This window comes from Nonomuraea sp. NPDC049480, assembly GCF_044465905.1.
In the GTDB taxonomy this organism is placed as follows: Bacteria; Actinomycetota; Actinomycetes; order Streptosporangiales; family Streptosporangiaceae; genus Nonomuraea.
The window spans coordinates 25148-38572 of the sequence record NZ_JBITMD010000019.1 but is presented as its reverse complement, the minus strand read 5'-3'; the positions used below and the strand labels follow the sequence as shown (position 1 = coordinate 38572).

Here is a 13425-nt window from a genome sequence, read left to right as displayed (position 1 = left end):
AACGGATCAAGCTATCGGGTCGCCAGAGCCAAGCCGGCGCGCCGCCATCGTTATCTGGGGTTGTCGAGCGAAGTAGCTGGTCAGCCGCTTGAAGGTCGGTAAGGCACGTCAGACAAGTAGGCTGCTCGCGTTCGGTGCGCCGGTGGATGGTCGAGAGGTTCGTCAGCCGCGTGAAAGACCCCGCCGGACGTGCCGGACGGGGTCGTGGTGTGCCGCGAGCCTTCAGGCACCGATGCTGCTCGCTGTCACGGTGGTCGAATGTCACCGGTTCGCGGCGGCGGAAGCTGAAGTTGGCCTTGGGCCCCGGCGTGGTTATCCGAGCGACAGATCCCGAGTCATGCGTCCAACGCGTAGGACCGGTCGATCAGCTCCGTCATCGCCTGCTGGAAGTTGCGACGTTGTTGCTCGCTCCAGCCTTCTGTCAGCCGGTCGAAGACCTGCTCCTGCCAGTCATGGGCTTGATCCAGCACGGTAAGGCCGAATGAAGTGAGTGTCGCCTGGCGCTGACGACCATCTGTATCCGATGCCTGCATGGTCAAGTACCCGGCCTCTGTTGCGCTCTTGACCAGTCGCGATGCACCGCTCTGGTCGATGCCGATTTCGTGGGCCACGGCTTTGACCGTTGCCACGATGCCTCGTTGGGTCAGCGAATGGACGGCCTCGGTGACGAGCACGAGCCGGCCTTGTTCGGCCACCTTGTGATCGCTGGCCAGTGGCCTCCGTGACCAGTGCCGGACAAACGCGAACAAGACCTGTCCAGGCCCCGGGGTGCTCACTCGGTGGCCGCCATCTCGCGGCAGATGTAGGCCAGTTCCAGCGCTTGCTTCAGATCCGGAAGCCGGAGAGCAGCCGTTACCTTCCCGTCGGCTACCCGGAACACCGTCGCCACTCGAGTCGAAGCTTTGCTCTCGGGCCAGGTGGCGTCCTCCTCCACGACCATGAGGCGCTCACTGATCGGATGCCACGACCGCGGGTGCAACGTGATCCCGGAGCGTTCCACCCACTCCGCGAACTGCCGAGGCGTGATCGGTCCGGCGCCCTTCGGACCCAGGACGACGATCGGATCGCCGACCGCCCTCGCTGAACGCTCCAAGTCGCCGTCGTTCACGCTTGCGTGCCACTCGTTGATGGCTGCTTCCAGCGCCGACTCCATGCCGGAAGTCTATGCGAAACGCATACATATCTGGAAGTTGGGCTCAAAAACAGCTTCTCAGACCAGAAGGCCCAGGGTTTCGGGCGTTTCCCAGGCCGTCAGGTGCCGGTCGGGGTCGGTTTCCTGCTGCGCGAACTGGTTGATCAGGTCGGCGAGGGCCTGCCGATCCTGCGGGGGAAGGTCCTGCAGGAGGGCGATCACGGCTCGAGCACCTCCATCGTGGTCTCGGGCGTGATGGCGTCGTCGGCGCTGAGATCAAGCCTGAAGTGGTTCAACGCGGAAAAGGGCTTCGGCTTCATCGAGCAGGACGGCGGCGGCGCCGACGTCTTCGCGCACTACTCCAACATCGTCTCTCAGGGCGGCTACCGCGAGCTGCGCGATGGCCAGAGGGTGGCCTTCGATGTCACCCAGGGCCAGAAGGGCCCGCAGGCCGAAAACATCGTCGCCGCCTGACAAAATAGCGCCACGGCAGGGCTCGCACCTTCACAGGGTGTGCGGGCCCTGATTCGTTTCCGGCTGCTGTATCGCCGCCCGCACGAGAATCGGCGGCACGGGAGGTAACTGCCAACAAGGCGGTGATGAGCGGCGCCCCTCGGCTGATCAGCAGTGCGACCGAGTTCACCTTCGCCGGCCGCAGCGACGACATCGCCGCCTTCGCACGCGACTTTCGCGCCCTGGCCCGGCGACGGCTGGTCATCACTGGCGGCGCGGGCATGGGCAAGACCACCTTGGCCGTCCAGTTGCTGCTGGAACTGCTGCGTACGCGCGCCACAGACCAGGCCGCCGCGGGAGAAGGCGAGATCGTGCCGGTGCCGGTGCTGCTGCCGGTCTCCCGCTGGGACCTGACGGAATGCCCACGGCTGCACGACTGGCTGGCCGTCCGTCTGCCCCAGGACTATCCGGCGCTACGCGACCCCGAACTCGGTGTCGACGCCGCCGCGGCGCTGGTCGCCGGTGGGCACATCCTGCCCGTTCTGGACGGACTGGACGAGATCGGCGAGCAGGCGCGCGCCAGCGTGATCGCCGCGCTCAACACCTCGCTGGGCGCTCATGATCAGCTCATCCTGACCACCCGCCGCGCCGAGTTCGCCGCCGCCGTGGCCGAGGCGGGACGCCGTCGGCTGGCCGCAATCCCTCGGCGACGCCTTCGGTGCGCACGAGAAGGCCGGCCTCGGTGAGGATGTGGCGCTGCCGCAGCAGAGACTGGGTCGCGGTGGAGACGCGGGAGTAGACGATCTGCACCGAGCTCTCCTCGGGAAGGGCTGGGAGCCCGATTCTTCTGTCGGAAAATCCTGTCGTCAATTCGTGCGCGGAACCGGCCATCCGACGTCATGGTTCGTCGCTCGATGTCCGGTTTCCGGGAGGGCTGGCGAGGCCCGATCAGAGGGTGTCGTTAAATCTTCTAATCCCGGCATCCATGGGGAGCGCACCTTTCATGTCCTCGGCAGGAAGGCCGCCCGTGCCGGCCCGGCACCCCTTGCGGGCGCCCGAGCTGTACGCATTCGGGTGAGGTTAGGAGGGAAGCAGGAGTTCGGCTTGGCCGCGGTGGGTGTGGAGGTTCCAGTAGTACTGGGTGAGGGGGGCGAGGGCGTGGTTGGCGCTGTCTGCAACGCAACATCGAAGTCACCGTCCCGACGCCCCGAGTTTCCCCGTTGCGTGCTAATGTACTGCATCATTAGTACATAGAGGTGGGCCATGGTCGGCTGGAGTCTGGTGATCGCGTTCCACGTAGCCATCGTGGGACTGCTGCTGTACCGGGCCTTCCGCCCTCAGCGCCGCCCCGAAGTGGCCGAGTGGGCCGCCGGCCATGGCCTGCGCACCACCGACCTTGACTGGGACCAGGCGAGCCGTTACCTCTACCGCAGCCGGTGCCTGCGCACCGTCGGGTTCGTCATCCCTTTCCTCGTGGGAAGCACCATGAGCATCGTCTGGGCGCTGGTCTACACCCAGCCGTCCCCGCCCTTCCCGTTCAACCTGCTGGGCCAGGCATCCTGGCTGGGCGGGTACCTGCTCGGGGCGGTCCTGGCCGAGGTGACCTGGACCCGTCCACGCACCCAGAAGGCCGCCGCCCTCGTGCCCAGGCAGGTGGCCGACTACATCGGGCGCCCGACGCTGATCCTCATCCGCGTCGTCGGCCTGGCCACGATCGCCGTGGGAGTGATCGGGCACTGGTTCCTCGCCGGCCACATCCGCGCCGGGTTCGGGTTCGGGCCCGCACCGGCGGTGACGGCGACGGCCGTGCTGGTGACGATGGAGGCCTCGCTCTGGTTCATCGTGCACCGGCGCCAGCCTGTGGGATCCGAGTCACAGATGATGCTCGACGACGCCCTGCGCTCCACCACGATCCACCGGATGGCCGGCGCCGGCCTCGGCATGATGTTCCTGTTCCTCGGATACGAGCTCTTCTCCATCGGGGGCGGCATCGAGGGTCAGGCCCTGCGGATCATCCTGCCGTGGGCCGCGATGGCGTGCATGTTCGTGGGCGCCCCCCTCAGCTGGCGGCGCGTCGGGCATCCCCGCCTCTGGCTGGTCAGACGCCATACGTCCAGCGAGGCGGCCCCACGGACGGACCCAGCCGACCGGACGGCGACATGATCCTCCATCTCGACCCCGCCTCACCGCTCCCTCCGTACGAGCAACTGCGGGCGCAGATCGCCACCATGGCCGCCACCGGCGTACTGCCGCCACTGACCCGCCTGCCCAGCATCCGGCAGCTCGCCCGAGACCTGGGCCTGGCCACAGCGACGGTCGCGCGCGCCTTCCGCGAACTCGAGCGTGCCGGCGTCATCGAGACCCGCGGACGGCACGGCACCTACGTCTGCGAGGCTTCCGGTTCTGCCCCCGCCGTGGACGCCGAGCAGCGCCTGGCCGAGGCAGCGCAGGCGTTCGCCGTCCAGGCACGGCAGCTCGGCGTCGACGCCACCCGCGCGCTGCAGCAGGCCAGGCTGGCCCTAGAGGCGGTCACGGGCCGCTGAAGGATCATCGATCCCGGCTTGCCTCCACATTGCGGTCGCCGGGTATTCCCGATCAAATCCTTGACGAGGCACCATACCCTCATGCTCGGTGGCGGGCCGGCCCTAGGGAGAGCCCGGCACGGCCCGCTCCGCCGTCCACGTTGGCCTCCGAGTAGGAACGGACCGGTGAGCCGGGGTTACCATCGCATCTTGTGACGCTCTGGATCTTCATCCAGGTCAGCGGTGGATCACGGTGTGGCGCTTGCCCGAGCATGCGGAACGGAGCAAAGTGTGCGGGTTTCGGTCGGGACGCCAGGGGATGAGTCCGGCAGGCATCGCCACGATAACGATCAACAGCGCGTTTCTGCAGGTGGTGCTGCCCGGTAGGTACCTTTACATCAACCTAGCCCGGATTGGTCGCTTGCAGCAGCAAGCACCTCACAGTCTCGGTGTCACACGATGTGACGGCAGCCCCGGCTCACTGTTCGTGTAGTACTGGCAGCCCAAGATACGCGAAGCGCTCGACGCCGGACTCCCCGAAGGACCGCTCACCGCCCCCGGCCCGTTCCTGTGCTACCTCACCATCGACGGCCTGGACCGTACGACCGACCAGCGCAAGCTCATCCGGCTACGGGGCCGGATCCACGCCGCGGCTCGTGTGGCCGCCGAAGGACGCCACACCATCTACCACGCCACCGACTCGGCCATCACGATCGGGATCCAAGGCCACGACGCCCAAGAACGCATCAACCAGCTTCGCAACGCGCTGGCCAAGCTCATCACCAAACAGGGCTGGACCACCAGGGACGAACCTCGCTGACCAGCGCCTCATCGCTTAGCGGGAATTTCCGGCCGGATATGACCAGGACCCCGAGCAGGCCCCGAACGAGCACCCGTTGCGGTTCCGATGAACCCTGAATCTTGGGGCTACTTGCCTTACGTGGCTGACAGGCCTTCAAGCGGCTGACCAGCTACTTCGCTTGAGAACCCCAGACAACGATGGTAGCCCTCGCGCAGCGGCAGCCGACGGCCGCATCCCGCGCAGTGTCCGGTCGAAAGCCGGGAGGCAAACGAGGCGCAGGCCCCGCATCGCGGGGCGAACAACACGCCCCAGGCCAGGCAATCCGTGCAGCTTCCGGGCAGCATCGGCATCAGTCCCGAACTCGATCAGTTCGGCGGGAGAGACCGCCCGTCCTTGCACTTGGGCGTCACCGACGGGCCTGCCGCCGAGACCGCAGCGGGCTGTTCGGCCGGCTCGTCGACGCGCTTGACCTTGTCGGGTTCGGCGATGAGGAGTTCGTCGGCTCCGCAGCCGAGGACGGCGCAGATGACGTTGAGGTCGTCGAGCTTGATGCTGGCCGGCTCGCCCGACCAGAGCCCGGACATCTTTCCAGCACTCACCTTCAGGCCGTGCTCGGCAAGCATCCGCTGGAGCTCGGAGGCTTTCCAGATACCGCGGTTGGCGGCCGCCAGGCGCAGGTTCCACCTCATCGCCGTAGTCCTTCCAATCGGGTGGCCGCACGCGCCTGACCTGCGAGCCAGGCGTCCTCGACGTGAGTCGAGGGGAGGTGAACATATCTCATGGTCGTGGCGATCCAGGCGTGGCCGAGGACTTCCTGGATCGCGAGCAGGTCCATCCCGGCCAGATAGAGCTGGGAGGCGCAGAAATGCCGCAGGACATGGGGCGTGATGTCGTCCGGCCAGTCCGGCAGATGCGCCGCGGCCGCTTTGGCGAGCGCGGCCCGGATGGTCTCGGATGGTCTCGTCGCCGACCCGGGCGACCGTGCCGTCGGCGTTCTTGCGCTCGGAGAGCAGCAACGGAACACCCGGTCGGGTGTGGTAGTCGCCGAACTGGCCCCACACGTCCTCGACGAACCGGCGCAGCGTCCCGCCCGCGTTGTTGATCAGCGGGACCATCCGTTCACGCGGTCCTGAGCCGCGGGCGCCCTTGCCGTGACGGACGTGGAGCTTGCCGAAGCGGCCGAGGTCCCATTCGACGTCGGCCAAGTCGAGCTTGCAGGCCTCGTTCACGCGCAACCCGACGTAGGCCATCAGCCGGCAGGCCGTGTAGTTCCGGGCGGCCGGACCGAACTTCCGGCAGGTCGACAACTCCTCCCGCCAGCCGGAGAACAATCGGGTGACTTGGTCGGCGGTCGGCGGGATACGAATCTTGGCCGGCTGATGGCCGCGGGGCCGGTTCATCTCGTCGATCGGGCACTCGACGGCCCTGCCCGTCATCTGGTGAATTTCGACCTTGTGCCGCAGCTCCAGGAACAGGAAGAACGTCTTGATCGCCTGGGCCCGGGCCAGCCGGGTGCCCTTCGCGGTGATGCGCAGGACCTTGCCGAAGTACGCATCGGCGTCGGTGGGCCCCGTCTCCCACAGCGGCCGGCCGAACCAGGCCCGCACCTGTTCCAGGTGCATCACGTCCGAAGAGATCGTCCCGTCCGACAGCCCCGCCGCGGCCCGGGCCAGCACGAACCCGGCCAGCACGTCGGTCTCCAACGCCTCGAGATCCTCCGGAGTGACCGGAGCCCGAGCCACTCGAAGATCCCGCACCACCGCCAGCGCCAACCCCGGCCACCTCGCCTTCACCGTCACAGCAAGACGAACGACCAGGACGATAGACCTTCAGAATCCCCGAAGTCTCATCAACGTTCGCAGAAGCCGGAGCACCAGCAGATAGGGCCAGGTCGCTTCTCCGTGCCCGCCCCGGCGCGCCGCTGTTCCAGGCGGCGGTGGCCAACTTCAACCCGTGGAGCGAGACCAAGGTCGACAGCACCGCGGAGAACCGGGGCCCGCTGCTGGGCATCTCCGGCGAAAAGGACCACACCGTCCCGTGGGCCATCGTCCACGCCTCGTACAAGAAGCAGAGCCGCAACGAGCACGCGGTCACCGAGATCATCGAGATGCCCGGCCGCGGGCACTCCCTGACCATCGACGGCGGCTGGCGCGAGGTCTGCGACACCGCCCTGGCCTTCGTCAAGCGCTTCGTCTGACGCTTCAGGAAGGGACCTCATCCCCTGATCCGCCGGTCTGCGACGGTCGAGCAGGTGAATCATGAGTTGGCCGGCATTTCGAGGTCCCGCGCCTGGACCAGCCAGCCGGTGAACACGTCAGCGTCGACGTCGTCGGAGGATCGCAGCTTGATCGAGGCCATGTCCCGGGCGCCGGGCTGGAGGCGGTCGGAGGGGTCAGTGATCTGCCTGCCGCGCCAGAATCCGAAGGTCAGGTGGGCGGGGTAGGCCTTGACGAAGCAGACCGGGGACTTGCCGGGTTTGTCGCCGAGGCTCCACACCGGGTGGCCGTGCCAGAGGGCGCCGACGCCCGGCAGCACCTGCTCGATCAAGGGCAGCAGCCGGTCGGCCACCTGACGCTGGGATTCGGGCAGGGAGGCGATGTAGTCCTCGACGGTGGTGAACATGGGCATTGCGGGATCCTTCGCGCTCGGGGCGGGGTCGGGTTCGTCAAGGTCGGCGGACCGGTGTGGGCTCAGACGGTGCGGCGGCGGTAGCGGGCCGCGACCCACGAGACCCAGATCATCGCGGTGATGGCGCCGACGGCCAGGGTCAGGGAGCCGGCCGTGCCGCCGCTCATCGCCCAGGCGTCGCCAAGGAGGAGCGCCGCGCCGGCGAGGTGGGAGGCGAGGGCGTGGCCGGGGTGCCCGGCACGGTGGAAGTGGTGGCCCAGCACGTGGCAGGCGGCGATCAGCGCGATGAAGGTGATCGAGCCCGCGGCCATGTGGCCGAGGCCGTGCCAGCTGAGCGTCCCGGACCCGGCCGGGGTGCCGGCGGGGAAGCCGTCGCCCGGGTCCATGACGAACACGCCGGCGGCGATCATGCCGATGCCGGTGACGCGGAGCAGGAGGGGCGCCCACGTGCCGCCGGGGGCACCGCGCAGGGCCCGGCGCAGTCCGGCCGCACCGGCGATGCTCAGGGCTCCGGCCAGGACGAAGTTGGCGATCTGCAGCCAGCCCAGTGAGCCGGTGCTCAGCAGGCTCAGCGGGTGGCGGGTCAGGTCGAAGCCCTCGCGGGTGGCGGCCTGGGTCAGGGACACCACCGACCACAGAGGCCCGGCAACGGCCGCACACGTGAGCAGGGTACGGGTGGTGGGCGAGACGGTGGCGGGGGCCTGGATGGCGATCATGTCAGTTGCCTTTCTCGGCTTGTGCTCTTCGCTTGTCGCCCACACGTCAATCGGCCGATGTGACAGGGAACGCCGGCATTCCCTGTCACATAATGGCGATCGACGTCTAGGCGGACGTAAGCCGCGAGATAAGGGAGACCACCTGATGCGCTACCTGATGATGACCAGGGCCAGCGACACCGCCCCCGCCCCGGACGAGAAGCTGTACGCGGAGATGGGCGCGTTCATCGAGGAGATGACCGCCAAGGGCATCCTGCTGGCCACCGGCGGGCTGGAGCCGGGCGGCATCCGCATGACTTCCTCCGGAGACGAGATCACCGTGACGGACGGCCCGTTCACCGAGGCCAAGGAGGCCATCGTCGGGTTCGCGCTGGTGGAGGTGCGCTCCAAGGAAGAGGTGATCGAGCTGGCCCGCCGCTTCCGGAAGATCGTCGGCGACGGGGTGAGCGAGATCCGCCAGGTGTTCGGTCCCTGAGCCCCTGACCCTGCCGCCCCGCCCCGCCCCGCCCCGGGCCCCCGCCGACTTGCCGCGCGGGCCGGGGCGGTGCTGTCATCGTTGCCGTGACCGACCCCCATCGCACGATCGACGCGGTCTGGAAACTGGAGTCCGCCAAGATCATCGCCGGACTGACCCGGCTGGTGCGCGACGTCGGCCTGGCCGAGGAACTGGCCCAGGACGCCCTGGTCGCCGCGATGGAACAATGGCCCGCCCAAGGCGTCCCCGACAACCCCGGCGCCTGGTTGATGACCATCGCCAAGCGCCGCGCCGTCGACCACATCAGGCGCGCCCAGCGGCAAGAACGCGCCAACGAGCACCTCGCCCATGAACTGCGCCGGCTCCCCCAGGACGCCGACAAGCAGCAGACCGAACGCGACGACACGCTGCGGCTGATGTTCCTGTCCTGCCACCCGGTGCTGCCGGCCCCGGCCCGAGCCGCGCTCACGCTCAAGCTGCTGGGCGGGCTCAGCGCGGCGGAGATCGCCCGGGCGTACCTGGTCGCCGAACCGGCGATCGTACGGCGCATCGCCGAGGCCAAACAGACGCTGGCCGAGCATCACGTACGATTCGAGCTCCCGGACGAGACGCACATGGCCGAGCGCCTGTCATCGGTGCTGGAGGTCATCTATTTGATCTTCAACGAGGGGTACGCGGCAGCCTCCGGAGACGACCTGATGCGCCCCGGGTTGTGCCTGGAGGCGCTGCGGCTGGGCACCATGCTGGCCGACCTGACGCCCGACCAGGCCGAGATGCACGGCCTCGTCGCGCTGATGGAGATCCAAACCTCCCGCGCGGCCGCGCGTACCGGCCCGTCGGGCGAGCCGGTTCCGCTGCACGAGCAGAACCGGGGACGCTGGGACCAACTGCGCATCCGCCGCGGATTCGCCGCGATGCTGCGCGCCCGCCAGGCCGGCGGCGCACCCGGCCCGTACGTCCTCCAGGCCGCGATCGCGGTCTGCCACGCCCAGGCCCGCACCGCCGCCGACACCGACTGGCCCCGCATCGCCTCCCTCTATCAGGCCCTCGTACGGCTGACGCCCACCCCGGTCGTGCGACTCAACCAAGCCGTGGCCGTCGGCATGGCACAGGGACCGCAGGCCGGGCTCGACCTGGTCGACGCCCTGACCACCGACCCGGCGTTGCAGCACTACCACCTGCTCCCCAGCGTCCGCGGCGACCTGCTGCTGCGGCTGGGACGCCACCACGAGGCACGGCTGGAGTTCCAGCGCGCCGCGTCCCTCACCGGCAACACCGCCGAACGGGCCTTCCTCCTGCGCCGCGCCGAACAGATCACCGCCGACGAGCCCGCCGGCGCCACCCTGGGTCAGACCGTCCGCGACTTCTTGAGCCGCCCCGACCTCGATCCCCAGACACTGCGCTCGTACGCCCAGACGCTGCGGCGCCTGTGCCTGGGCCTGGGCGAGCAGACCCCGCTCACCTCCGTGACCGCCGATCAGGTGACCCGCGTGGCCACCACCGCCTGGGGCCGTACGGCGGTCAAGACGTGGAACCGGCACCTTTCCACCATCCGCTCGTTCGCCACCTGGGCGGGCCTGGACGGCCTGGCCGCGGGCCTGCAGCGTCGCCCCGAGCCCCGCGCCACGACAAAACCGGACGGCCCGGCGCCCCTGGACCCCCTCTGGGGCCGTTCCGACCTGCCGCTGCGGGAACGCACCCTCTGGAGCCTGCTGCACGAGTCGGCGGCGCCGGTGTCGACCGTGCTGTCGCTGAACGTCGAGGACCTCGACCTGGACGACCGCCGTGCCCGCGCCGGCCGCACGTGGGTCACCTGGCGCTCGCGAACCGCCCGGCTGCTGCCCGACCTGATCGCCGGCCGGACCAGCGGGCCGCTGTTCCTCTCCGACCGGCGGCCTGCACCGGCCCGCACCCCGGCACCCGCCGACCTGTGCCCGCACACCGGCCGCCGCCGCCTGTCCTACGAACGAGCCGAATACCTCTTCAAACAGGCCACCAGGCACCTGGACCCGGCAGGCAACGGCTACACCCTCCGCCGCCTCAAAACCCGGGACACGCCCGGCAGAAACCCTTGAGCGATCCCTCCAAGCTGATCGTCGAGTTGGAAGCCTCGACCACCGTGAGTTGACCGGCGAGCTCGTCGAGCGTGGTCTGCCATGCCAGGTCGGTGGTGTCGTCGAACGCGGCCAGCGCGTCGACGACGTAGCCGTCAGCGGGCATTCAGGATCTCCCGCGCCTTGCGCGCCCGGCGTGCGGCGCGCTCGACGACTTCGGGGTCCTGATGGGCCTTCTCGACAGCGTTGCGCTCATCGGCCAGCTTCGCGGTGGTGGCCTCGAAGAGTTGGGGGTCAGAGAGATTTGGAACGGGATCCGGCGTTAACGGGGTTCTCCCAGGTCAGCGACCTCCTGCCATCGCGGTCCTCCGGACGTGGTTAACGCCGGATCCCGTTCCATCGCACAGAGAGGTGGGACAGATCATGATCATGGTGCGGGAGGCAGGCCCCGGTCTCGAGTGGTGAAGGTACGGCGGGCGGCTGGTGCCGGTCTGGGACGATCTGAGGCATGGCGCGTGGCGATGGTGGCGGCAGGGACGGCCGGGGCGAGCCCGAGTGGCGGCCGGTGACCGACGTGGACATGATGACCGCGGTCGTCCTGGAGCAGCTGGGCGCCAACCGCGATCAGTTGCGGACCCTGGAGCCGGCGCGGCGCGCCCCGCATCTGCTGGACGACCACACCGTGGAGCGGATCACGCAGGTGTTCGGACAGCAGCGCGATGACCTGTGGCTGTGGGTCGAGACCGGCGAGCGCTGGCAGGCCCAGGACCTGACCGCGGCCGAGGCCGCGAAGGTCGACCAGTACGTGGCGGCGGTGGAGGCGTTCGCGGCGAGCAACACGGTCATCCTGGCGCTGGCCGATGAGCCGGCCGCGGGCACGATCGACAAGACGCTGGCCAAGTCGGACCTCGAGCTGGGCGTGGAGACCTTGGCGGGAGCGCTGGCCCGGCAGGCGAGCCGTTCCCGGACGCGTCGCCGGTGCAGGTCCGGCACCCGCTGACGGCCGGCGACACCGATGAGACGTCGTGGCCATGGCTGACAGGGCTGGTGGTGGGCATGGTCGCCCGGGCCAGTGGGACATCGTGGTGATCGATGACCGTCTGGTGGCGGGGCTGGACGCCGGCGGCAACCCGGTCTACCCGGTCTGCCGCCGCGCGGCCGAGGCGATCGGCCTGCGATAGCTGCCGCGTTCAGCCGTTCTCCATGCGTTGACGGGCCGGGCCCGTCAGTTCGCGGTCTGCTGATCGTGGTCGCGCAGCATACGCATGACGGTCGCGGCCGAGGGGTGACGGCCCTTTTTTCGCGCCGCTGGTGATGACGAGCCGGGCGGCGATGTCGCGCAGGCTGAGGTCCTGGCCGCGCAGGTGCAGAGCCATGGACAGCATGTTCTCGTCGGTGACGGCGGCGCCGCCGATGGCCTTGCCGCGGGCGCGGGCCGATTCGTGGCCTTCCAGGGTGCGGTCGCGGATGTACTCGCGTTCCATCCCGGACAGGGCCGCCAGCACGGTGAACACCACGCCGGACGGGTCGTGGGAGCCCTGCAGCTCTCCGGTGAGGAACTCCAGCCCGATGCCGGCGGCGCGCAGCTGCTCGGCCAGGGCGGCCAGATCGAGGCCGCGGCCGAGCCGCTTGTGCTCGTGCACCACGAGGGTGACCGCCACGCCCGCCGCGCGCAGCTCCCGGGCCAGGGTGACGGCTTTGTCGAGCTCGGGACGGACCGTGGCCCGGGTGGAGATCTTCTCGGCGAAGACGCGGGTGACACCGGCGGCCTTGAGCGCGTCGAGCTGGGTGTCGAGGGACTGTCGGACGGTGGAGGCGCGGGCATAGCCGATCCGCGCGTGCCCGGCCGGCTCGGTGTCGGCCGGGCGGGGCAGCTCGATCCAGGCCGCGCCCGGCTTGCGGAGGGCCGGGGTGGGGACATTGAGCGCCTTGGCGAGCGCGGGCACGAGCCGGAAGCGGGCGGTGTGGTACTGGACGGCCACCTTGCCCCGGCCGGTGCGGCAGGGCGAGCCGGCCGGGGCGGCACAGGGGGTCATTCTCGCAACCGCGCCGCCGTCACCTCCTGTTCCAGGTCAGTGATTGCGCAAGTTATGCCACGGATGGGTGCACCCATCAGCGCAATCAAGCTCACGCCTACGGGCATCCGAGATCGATAGAAGTGCCAGCAATATCCTGAATGATTTTTCCATCTCGGCTTCAGGTAGATTCCCTATCTTCGCCAGCTGCTCACGGATTGGCCCACGCGAAATCAAGACAGCCGGAGTCGCCGTCGGCTTCACCCCTGCGCGGGCGATGCTCTCTGCAGCATCCTCAGTTGCAGCCCTCGCCTGAAGAGCGTAAGAAAACAGCTCTCGAATCACGTCACGTCGCTCATCTAACGGCAGCGCCTTGAACCAGTCAATCCCTTCCTGGAGTGGGCGGCGCCCTTGACTCAGTTCATTCAGGATAATAGATCGTTTGCTCATCACGGCTCCGGATCGAAGATGACGTGCGGGCGCTCAGGATCCAGGGTAATACCCCGGAGCATCCGGATTGTAATCCTGGAAGATGTCCTGCCCTCGTCTCCGGCCCTGCCAATCTCCGCCGATCCCTTCGGGGAGCGAGCTTGCAGCCCTGCTCCTTAGCCGGCCTGTCCTGCCGGAC

At 68.7% G+C, this 13425-nt stretch carries 18 protein-coding genes; 9 read left to right on the top strand and 9 right to left on the bottom strand.

Annotation, left to right across the window (positions count from 1 at the left end):
- Positions 1–335: 335 nt before the first annotated feature.
- Positions 336–749: a MarR family winged helix-turn-helix transcriptional regulator gene (locus ACIBX3_RS40805; RefSeq protein ID WP_397125933.1), complete on the bottom strand. Its 414-nt coding sequence runs from the start codon at positions 747–749 to the stop codon at positions 336–338.
- Positions 750–772: 23 nt separating this feature from the next.
- Complete coding sequence (locus ACIBX3_RS40800) at positions 773–1153, bottom strand: hypothetical protein (protein ID WP_397125932.1); 381 nt, start codon at positions 1151–1153, stop codon at positions 773–775.
- Positions 1154–1387: 234 nt separating this feature from the next.
- On the opposite strand from ACIBX3_RS40800, the gene ACIBX3_RS40795 reads away from it, so the two are divergent.
- From ACIBX3_RS40795 to ACIBX3_RS40775, 5 genes are all read left to right on the top strand, one after another.
- Complete coding sequence (locus ACIBX3_RS40795) at positions 1388–1606, top strand: cold-shock protein (RefSeq protein WP_397126135.1); 219 nt, start codon at positions 1388–1390, stop codon at positions 1604–1606.
- A 125-nt stretch (positions 1607–1731) separates the two neighbouring features.
- Positions 1732–2331 (top strand): NACHT domain-containing protein, encoded by a 600-nt coding sequence (locus tag ACIBX3_RS40790; protein ID WP_397125931.1) that lies wholly within the window; start codon positions 1732–1734, stop codon positions 2329–2331.
- A 517-nt stretch (positions 2332–2848) separates the two neighbouring features.
- Positions 2849–3748, top strand: coding sequence for a hypothetical protein (locus tag ACIBX3_RS40785; protein WP_397125930.1), 900 nt, complete (start codon positions 2849–2851; stop codon positions 3746–3748).
- Positions 3745–4128 carry a GntR family transcriptional regulator gene (locus ACIBX3_RS40780; RefSeq protein ID WP_397125929.1) on the top strand — a complete coding sequence of 128 codons (384 nt, stop codon included), beginning with the start codon at positions 3745–3747 and terminating at the stop codon, positions 4126–4128. Before ACIBX3_RS40785 ends, ACIBX3_RS40780 begins: the two co-directional genes overlap by 4 nt.
- 637 nt (positions 4129–4765) lie before the next feature.
- A complete protein-coding gene (locus tag ACIBX3_RS40775) occupies positions 4766–4927 on the top strand; it encodes a hypothetical protein (protein WP_397125928.1) in 162 nt (53 codons plus the stop codon).
- 347 nt (positions 4928–5274) lie between these two features.
- Here the strand turns inward: ACIBX3_RS40775 and ACIBX3_RS40770 are convergent, their stop codons facing one another.
- Both ACIBX3_RS40770 and ACIBX3_RS40765 read right to left on the bottom strand, forming a co-directional pair.
- Entirely contained in the window at positions 5275–5598 is a 324-nt protein-coding gene (locus tag ACIBX3_RS40770; RefSeq protein ID WP_397125927.1) for a helix-turn-helix domain-containing protein, read from the bottom strand.
- Positions 5595–5933, bottom strand: a complete 339-nt coding sequence (locus ACIBX3_RS40765) for a tyrosine-type recombinase/integrase (RefSeq protein WP_397125926.1) — start codon at positions 5931–5933, stop codon at positions 5595–5597. Before ACIBX3_RS40765 ends, ACIBX3_RS40770 begins: the two co-directional genes overlap by 4 nt.
- A gap of 912 nt (positions 5934–6845) precedes the next feature.
- On the opposite strand from ACIBX3_RS40765, the gene ACIBX3_RS40760 reads away from it, so the two are divergent.
- Positions 6846–7106 (top strand): hypothetical protein, encoded by a 261-nt coding sequence (locus tag ACIBX3_RS40760; protein WP_397125925.1) that lies wholly within the window; start codon positions 6846–6848, stop codon positions 7104–7106.
- Positions 7107–7165: 59 nt separating this feature from the next.
- Here the strand turns inward: ACIBX3_RS40760 and ACIBX3_RS40755 are convergent, their stop codons facing one another.
- Positions 7166–7537, bottom strand: coding sequence for a DUF1801 domain-containing protein (locus tag ACIBX3_RS40755; RefSeq protein ID WP_397125924.1), 372 nt, complete (start codon positions 7535–7537; stop codon positions 7166–7168).
- A gap of 62 nt (positions 7538–7599) precedes the next feature.
- Entirely contained in the window at positions 7600–8253 is a 654-nt protein-coding gene (locus tag ACIBX3_RS40750; protein ID WP_397125923.1) for a DUF998 domain-containing protein, read from the bottom strand.
- A 145-nt stretch (positions 8254–8398) separates the two neighbouring features.
- On the opposite strand from ACIBX3_RS40750, the gene ACIBX3_RS40745 reads away from it, so the two are divergent.
- Both ACIBX3_RS40745 and ACIBX3_RS40740 read left to right on the top strand, forming a co-directional pair.
- Positions 8399–8728 carry a YciI family protein gene (locus ACIBX3_RS40745; protein WP_397125922.1) on the top strand — a complete coding sequence of 110 codons (330 nt, stop codon included), beginning with the start codon at positions 8399–8401 and terminating at the stop codon, positions 8726–8728.
- An 86-nt stretch (positions 8729–8814) separates the two neighbouring features.
- Positions 8815–10803 carry a sigma-70 family RNA polymerase sigma factor gene (locus ACIBX3_RS40740; RefSeq protein WP_397125921.1) on the top strand — a complete coding sequence of 663 codons (1989 nt, stop codon included), beginning with the start codon at positions 8815–8817 and terminating at the stop codon, positions 10801–10803.
- Here the strand turns inward: ACIBX3_RS40740 and ACIBX3_RS40735 are convergent.
- Positions 10769–10948 (bottom strand): hypothetical protein, encoded by a 180-nt coding sequence (locus tag ACIBX3_RS40735; protein WP_397125920.1) that lies wholly within the window; start codon positions 10946–10948, stop codon positions 10769–10771. The genes ACIBX3_RS40740 and ACIBX3_RS40735 overlap by 35 nt on opposite strands.
- A gap of 342 nt (positions 10949–11290) precedes the next feature.
- On the opposite strand from ACIBX3_RS40735, the gene ACIBX3_RS40730 reads away from it, so the two are divergent.
- The gene (locus ACIBX3_RS40730) at positions 11291–11782 is read left to right on the top strand and encodes a hypothetical protein (RefSeq protein WP_397125919.1); all 492 of its coding nucleotides are present in this window, start codon (positions 11291–11293) and stop codon (positions 11780–11782) included.
- A gap of 190 nt (positions 11783–11972) precedes the next feature.
- Here the strand turns inward: ACIBX3_RS40730 and ACIBX3_RS40725 are convergent, their stop codons facing one another.
- A complete protein-coding gene (locus ACIBX3_RS40725) occupies positions 11973–12818 on the bottom strand; it encodes a recombinase family protein (protein ID WP_397125918.1) in 846 nt (281 codons plus the stop codon).
- Between the two features lie 36 nt (positions 12819–12854).
- Positions 12855–13247, bottom strand: a complete 393-nt coding sequence (locus tag ACIBX3_RS40720; RefSeq protein WP_397125917.1) for a DUF5958 family protein — start codon at positions 13245–13247, stop codon at positions 12855–12857.
- Positions 13248–13425: the final 178 nt, after the last annotated feature.

Excerpts from the sequence above, each read along its gene's own strand:
- ACIBX3_RS40800 (WP_397125932.1), bottom strand. The coding sequence starts at position 1,153 with ATGGAGTCGGCGCTGGAAGCAGCCATCAACGAGTGGCACGCAAGCGTG.
- ACIBX3_RS40795 (WP_397126135.1), top strand. The coding sequence starts at position 1,388 with ATGGCGTCGTCGGCGCTGAGATCAAGCCTGAAGTGGTTCAACGCGGAA.
- ACIBX3_RS40790 (WP_397125931.1), top strand. The coding sequence starts at position 1,732 with ATGAGCGGCGCCCCTCGGCTGATCAGCAGTGCGACCGAGTTCACCTTC.
- ACIBX3_RS40785 (WP_397125930.1), top strand. The coding sequence starts at position 2,849 with ATGGTCGGCTGGAGTCTGGTGATCGCGTTCCACGTAGCCATCGTGGGA.
- ACIBX3_RS40780 (WP_397125929.1), top strand. The coding sequence starts at position 3,745 with ATGATCCTCCATCTCGACCCCGCCTCACCGCTCCCTCCGTACGAGCAA.
- ACIBX3_RS40770 (WP_397125927.1), bottom strand. The coding sequence starts at position 5,598 with ATGAGGTGGAACCTGCGCCTGGCGGCCGCCAACCGCGGTATCTGGAAA.
- ACIBX3_RS40755 (WP_397125924.1), bottom strand. The coding sequence starts at position 7,537 with ATGCCCATGTTCACCACCGTCGAGGACTACATCGCCTCCCTGCCCGAA.
- ACIBX3_RS40750 (WP_397125923.1), bottom strand. The coding sequence starts at position 8,253 with ATGATCGCCATCCAGGCCCCCGCCACCGTCTCGCCCACCACCCGTACC.
- ACIBX3_RS40745 (WP_397125922.1), top strand. The coding sequence starts at position 8,399 with ATGCGCTACCTGATGATGACCAGGGCCAGCGACACCGCCCCCGCCCCG.
- ACIBX3_RS40735 (WP_397125920.1), bottom strand. The coding sequence starts at position 10,948 with ATGCCCGCTGACGGCTACGTCGTCGACGCGCTGGCCGCGTTCGACGAC.
- ACIBX3_RS40730 (WP_397125919.1), top strand. The coding sequence starts at position 11,291 with ATGGCGCGTGGCGATGGTGGCGGCAGGGACGGCCGGGGCGAGCCCGAG.
- ACIBX3_RS40725 (WP_397125918.1), bottom strand. The coding sequence starts at position 12,818 with ATGACCCCCTGTGCCGCCCCGGCCGGCTCGCCCTGCCGCACCGGCCGG.
- ACIBX3_RS40720 (WP_397125917.1), bottom strand. The coding sequence starts at position 13,247 with ATGAGCAAACGATCTATTATCCTGAATGAACTGAGTCAAGGGCGCCGC.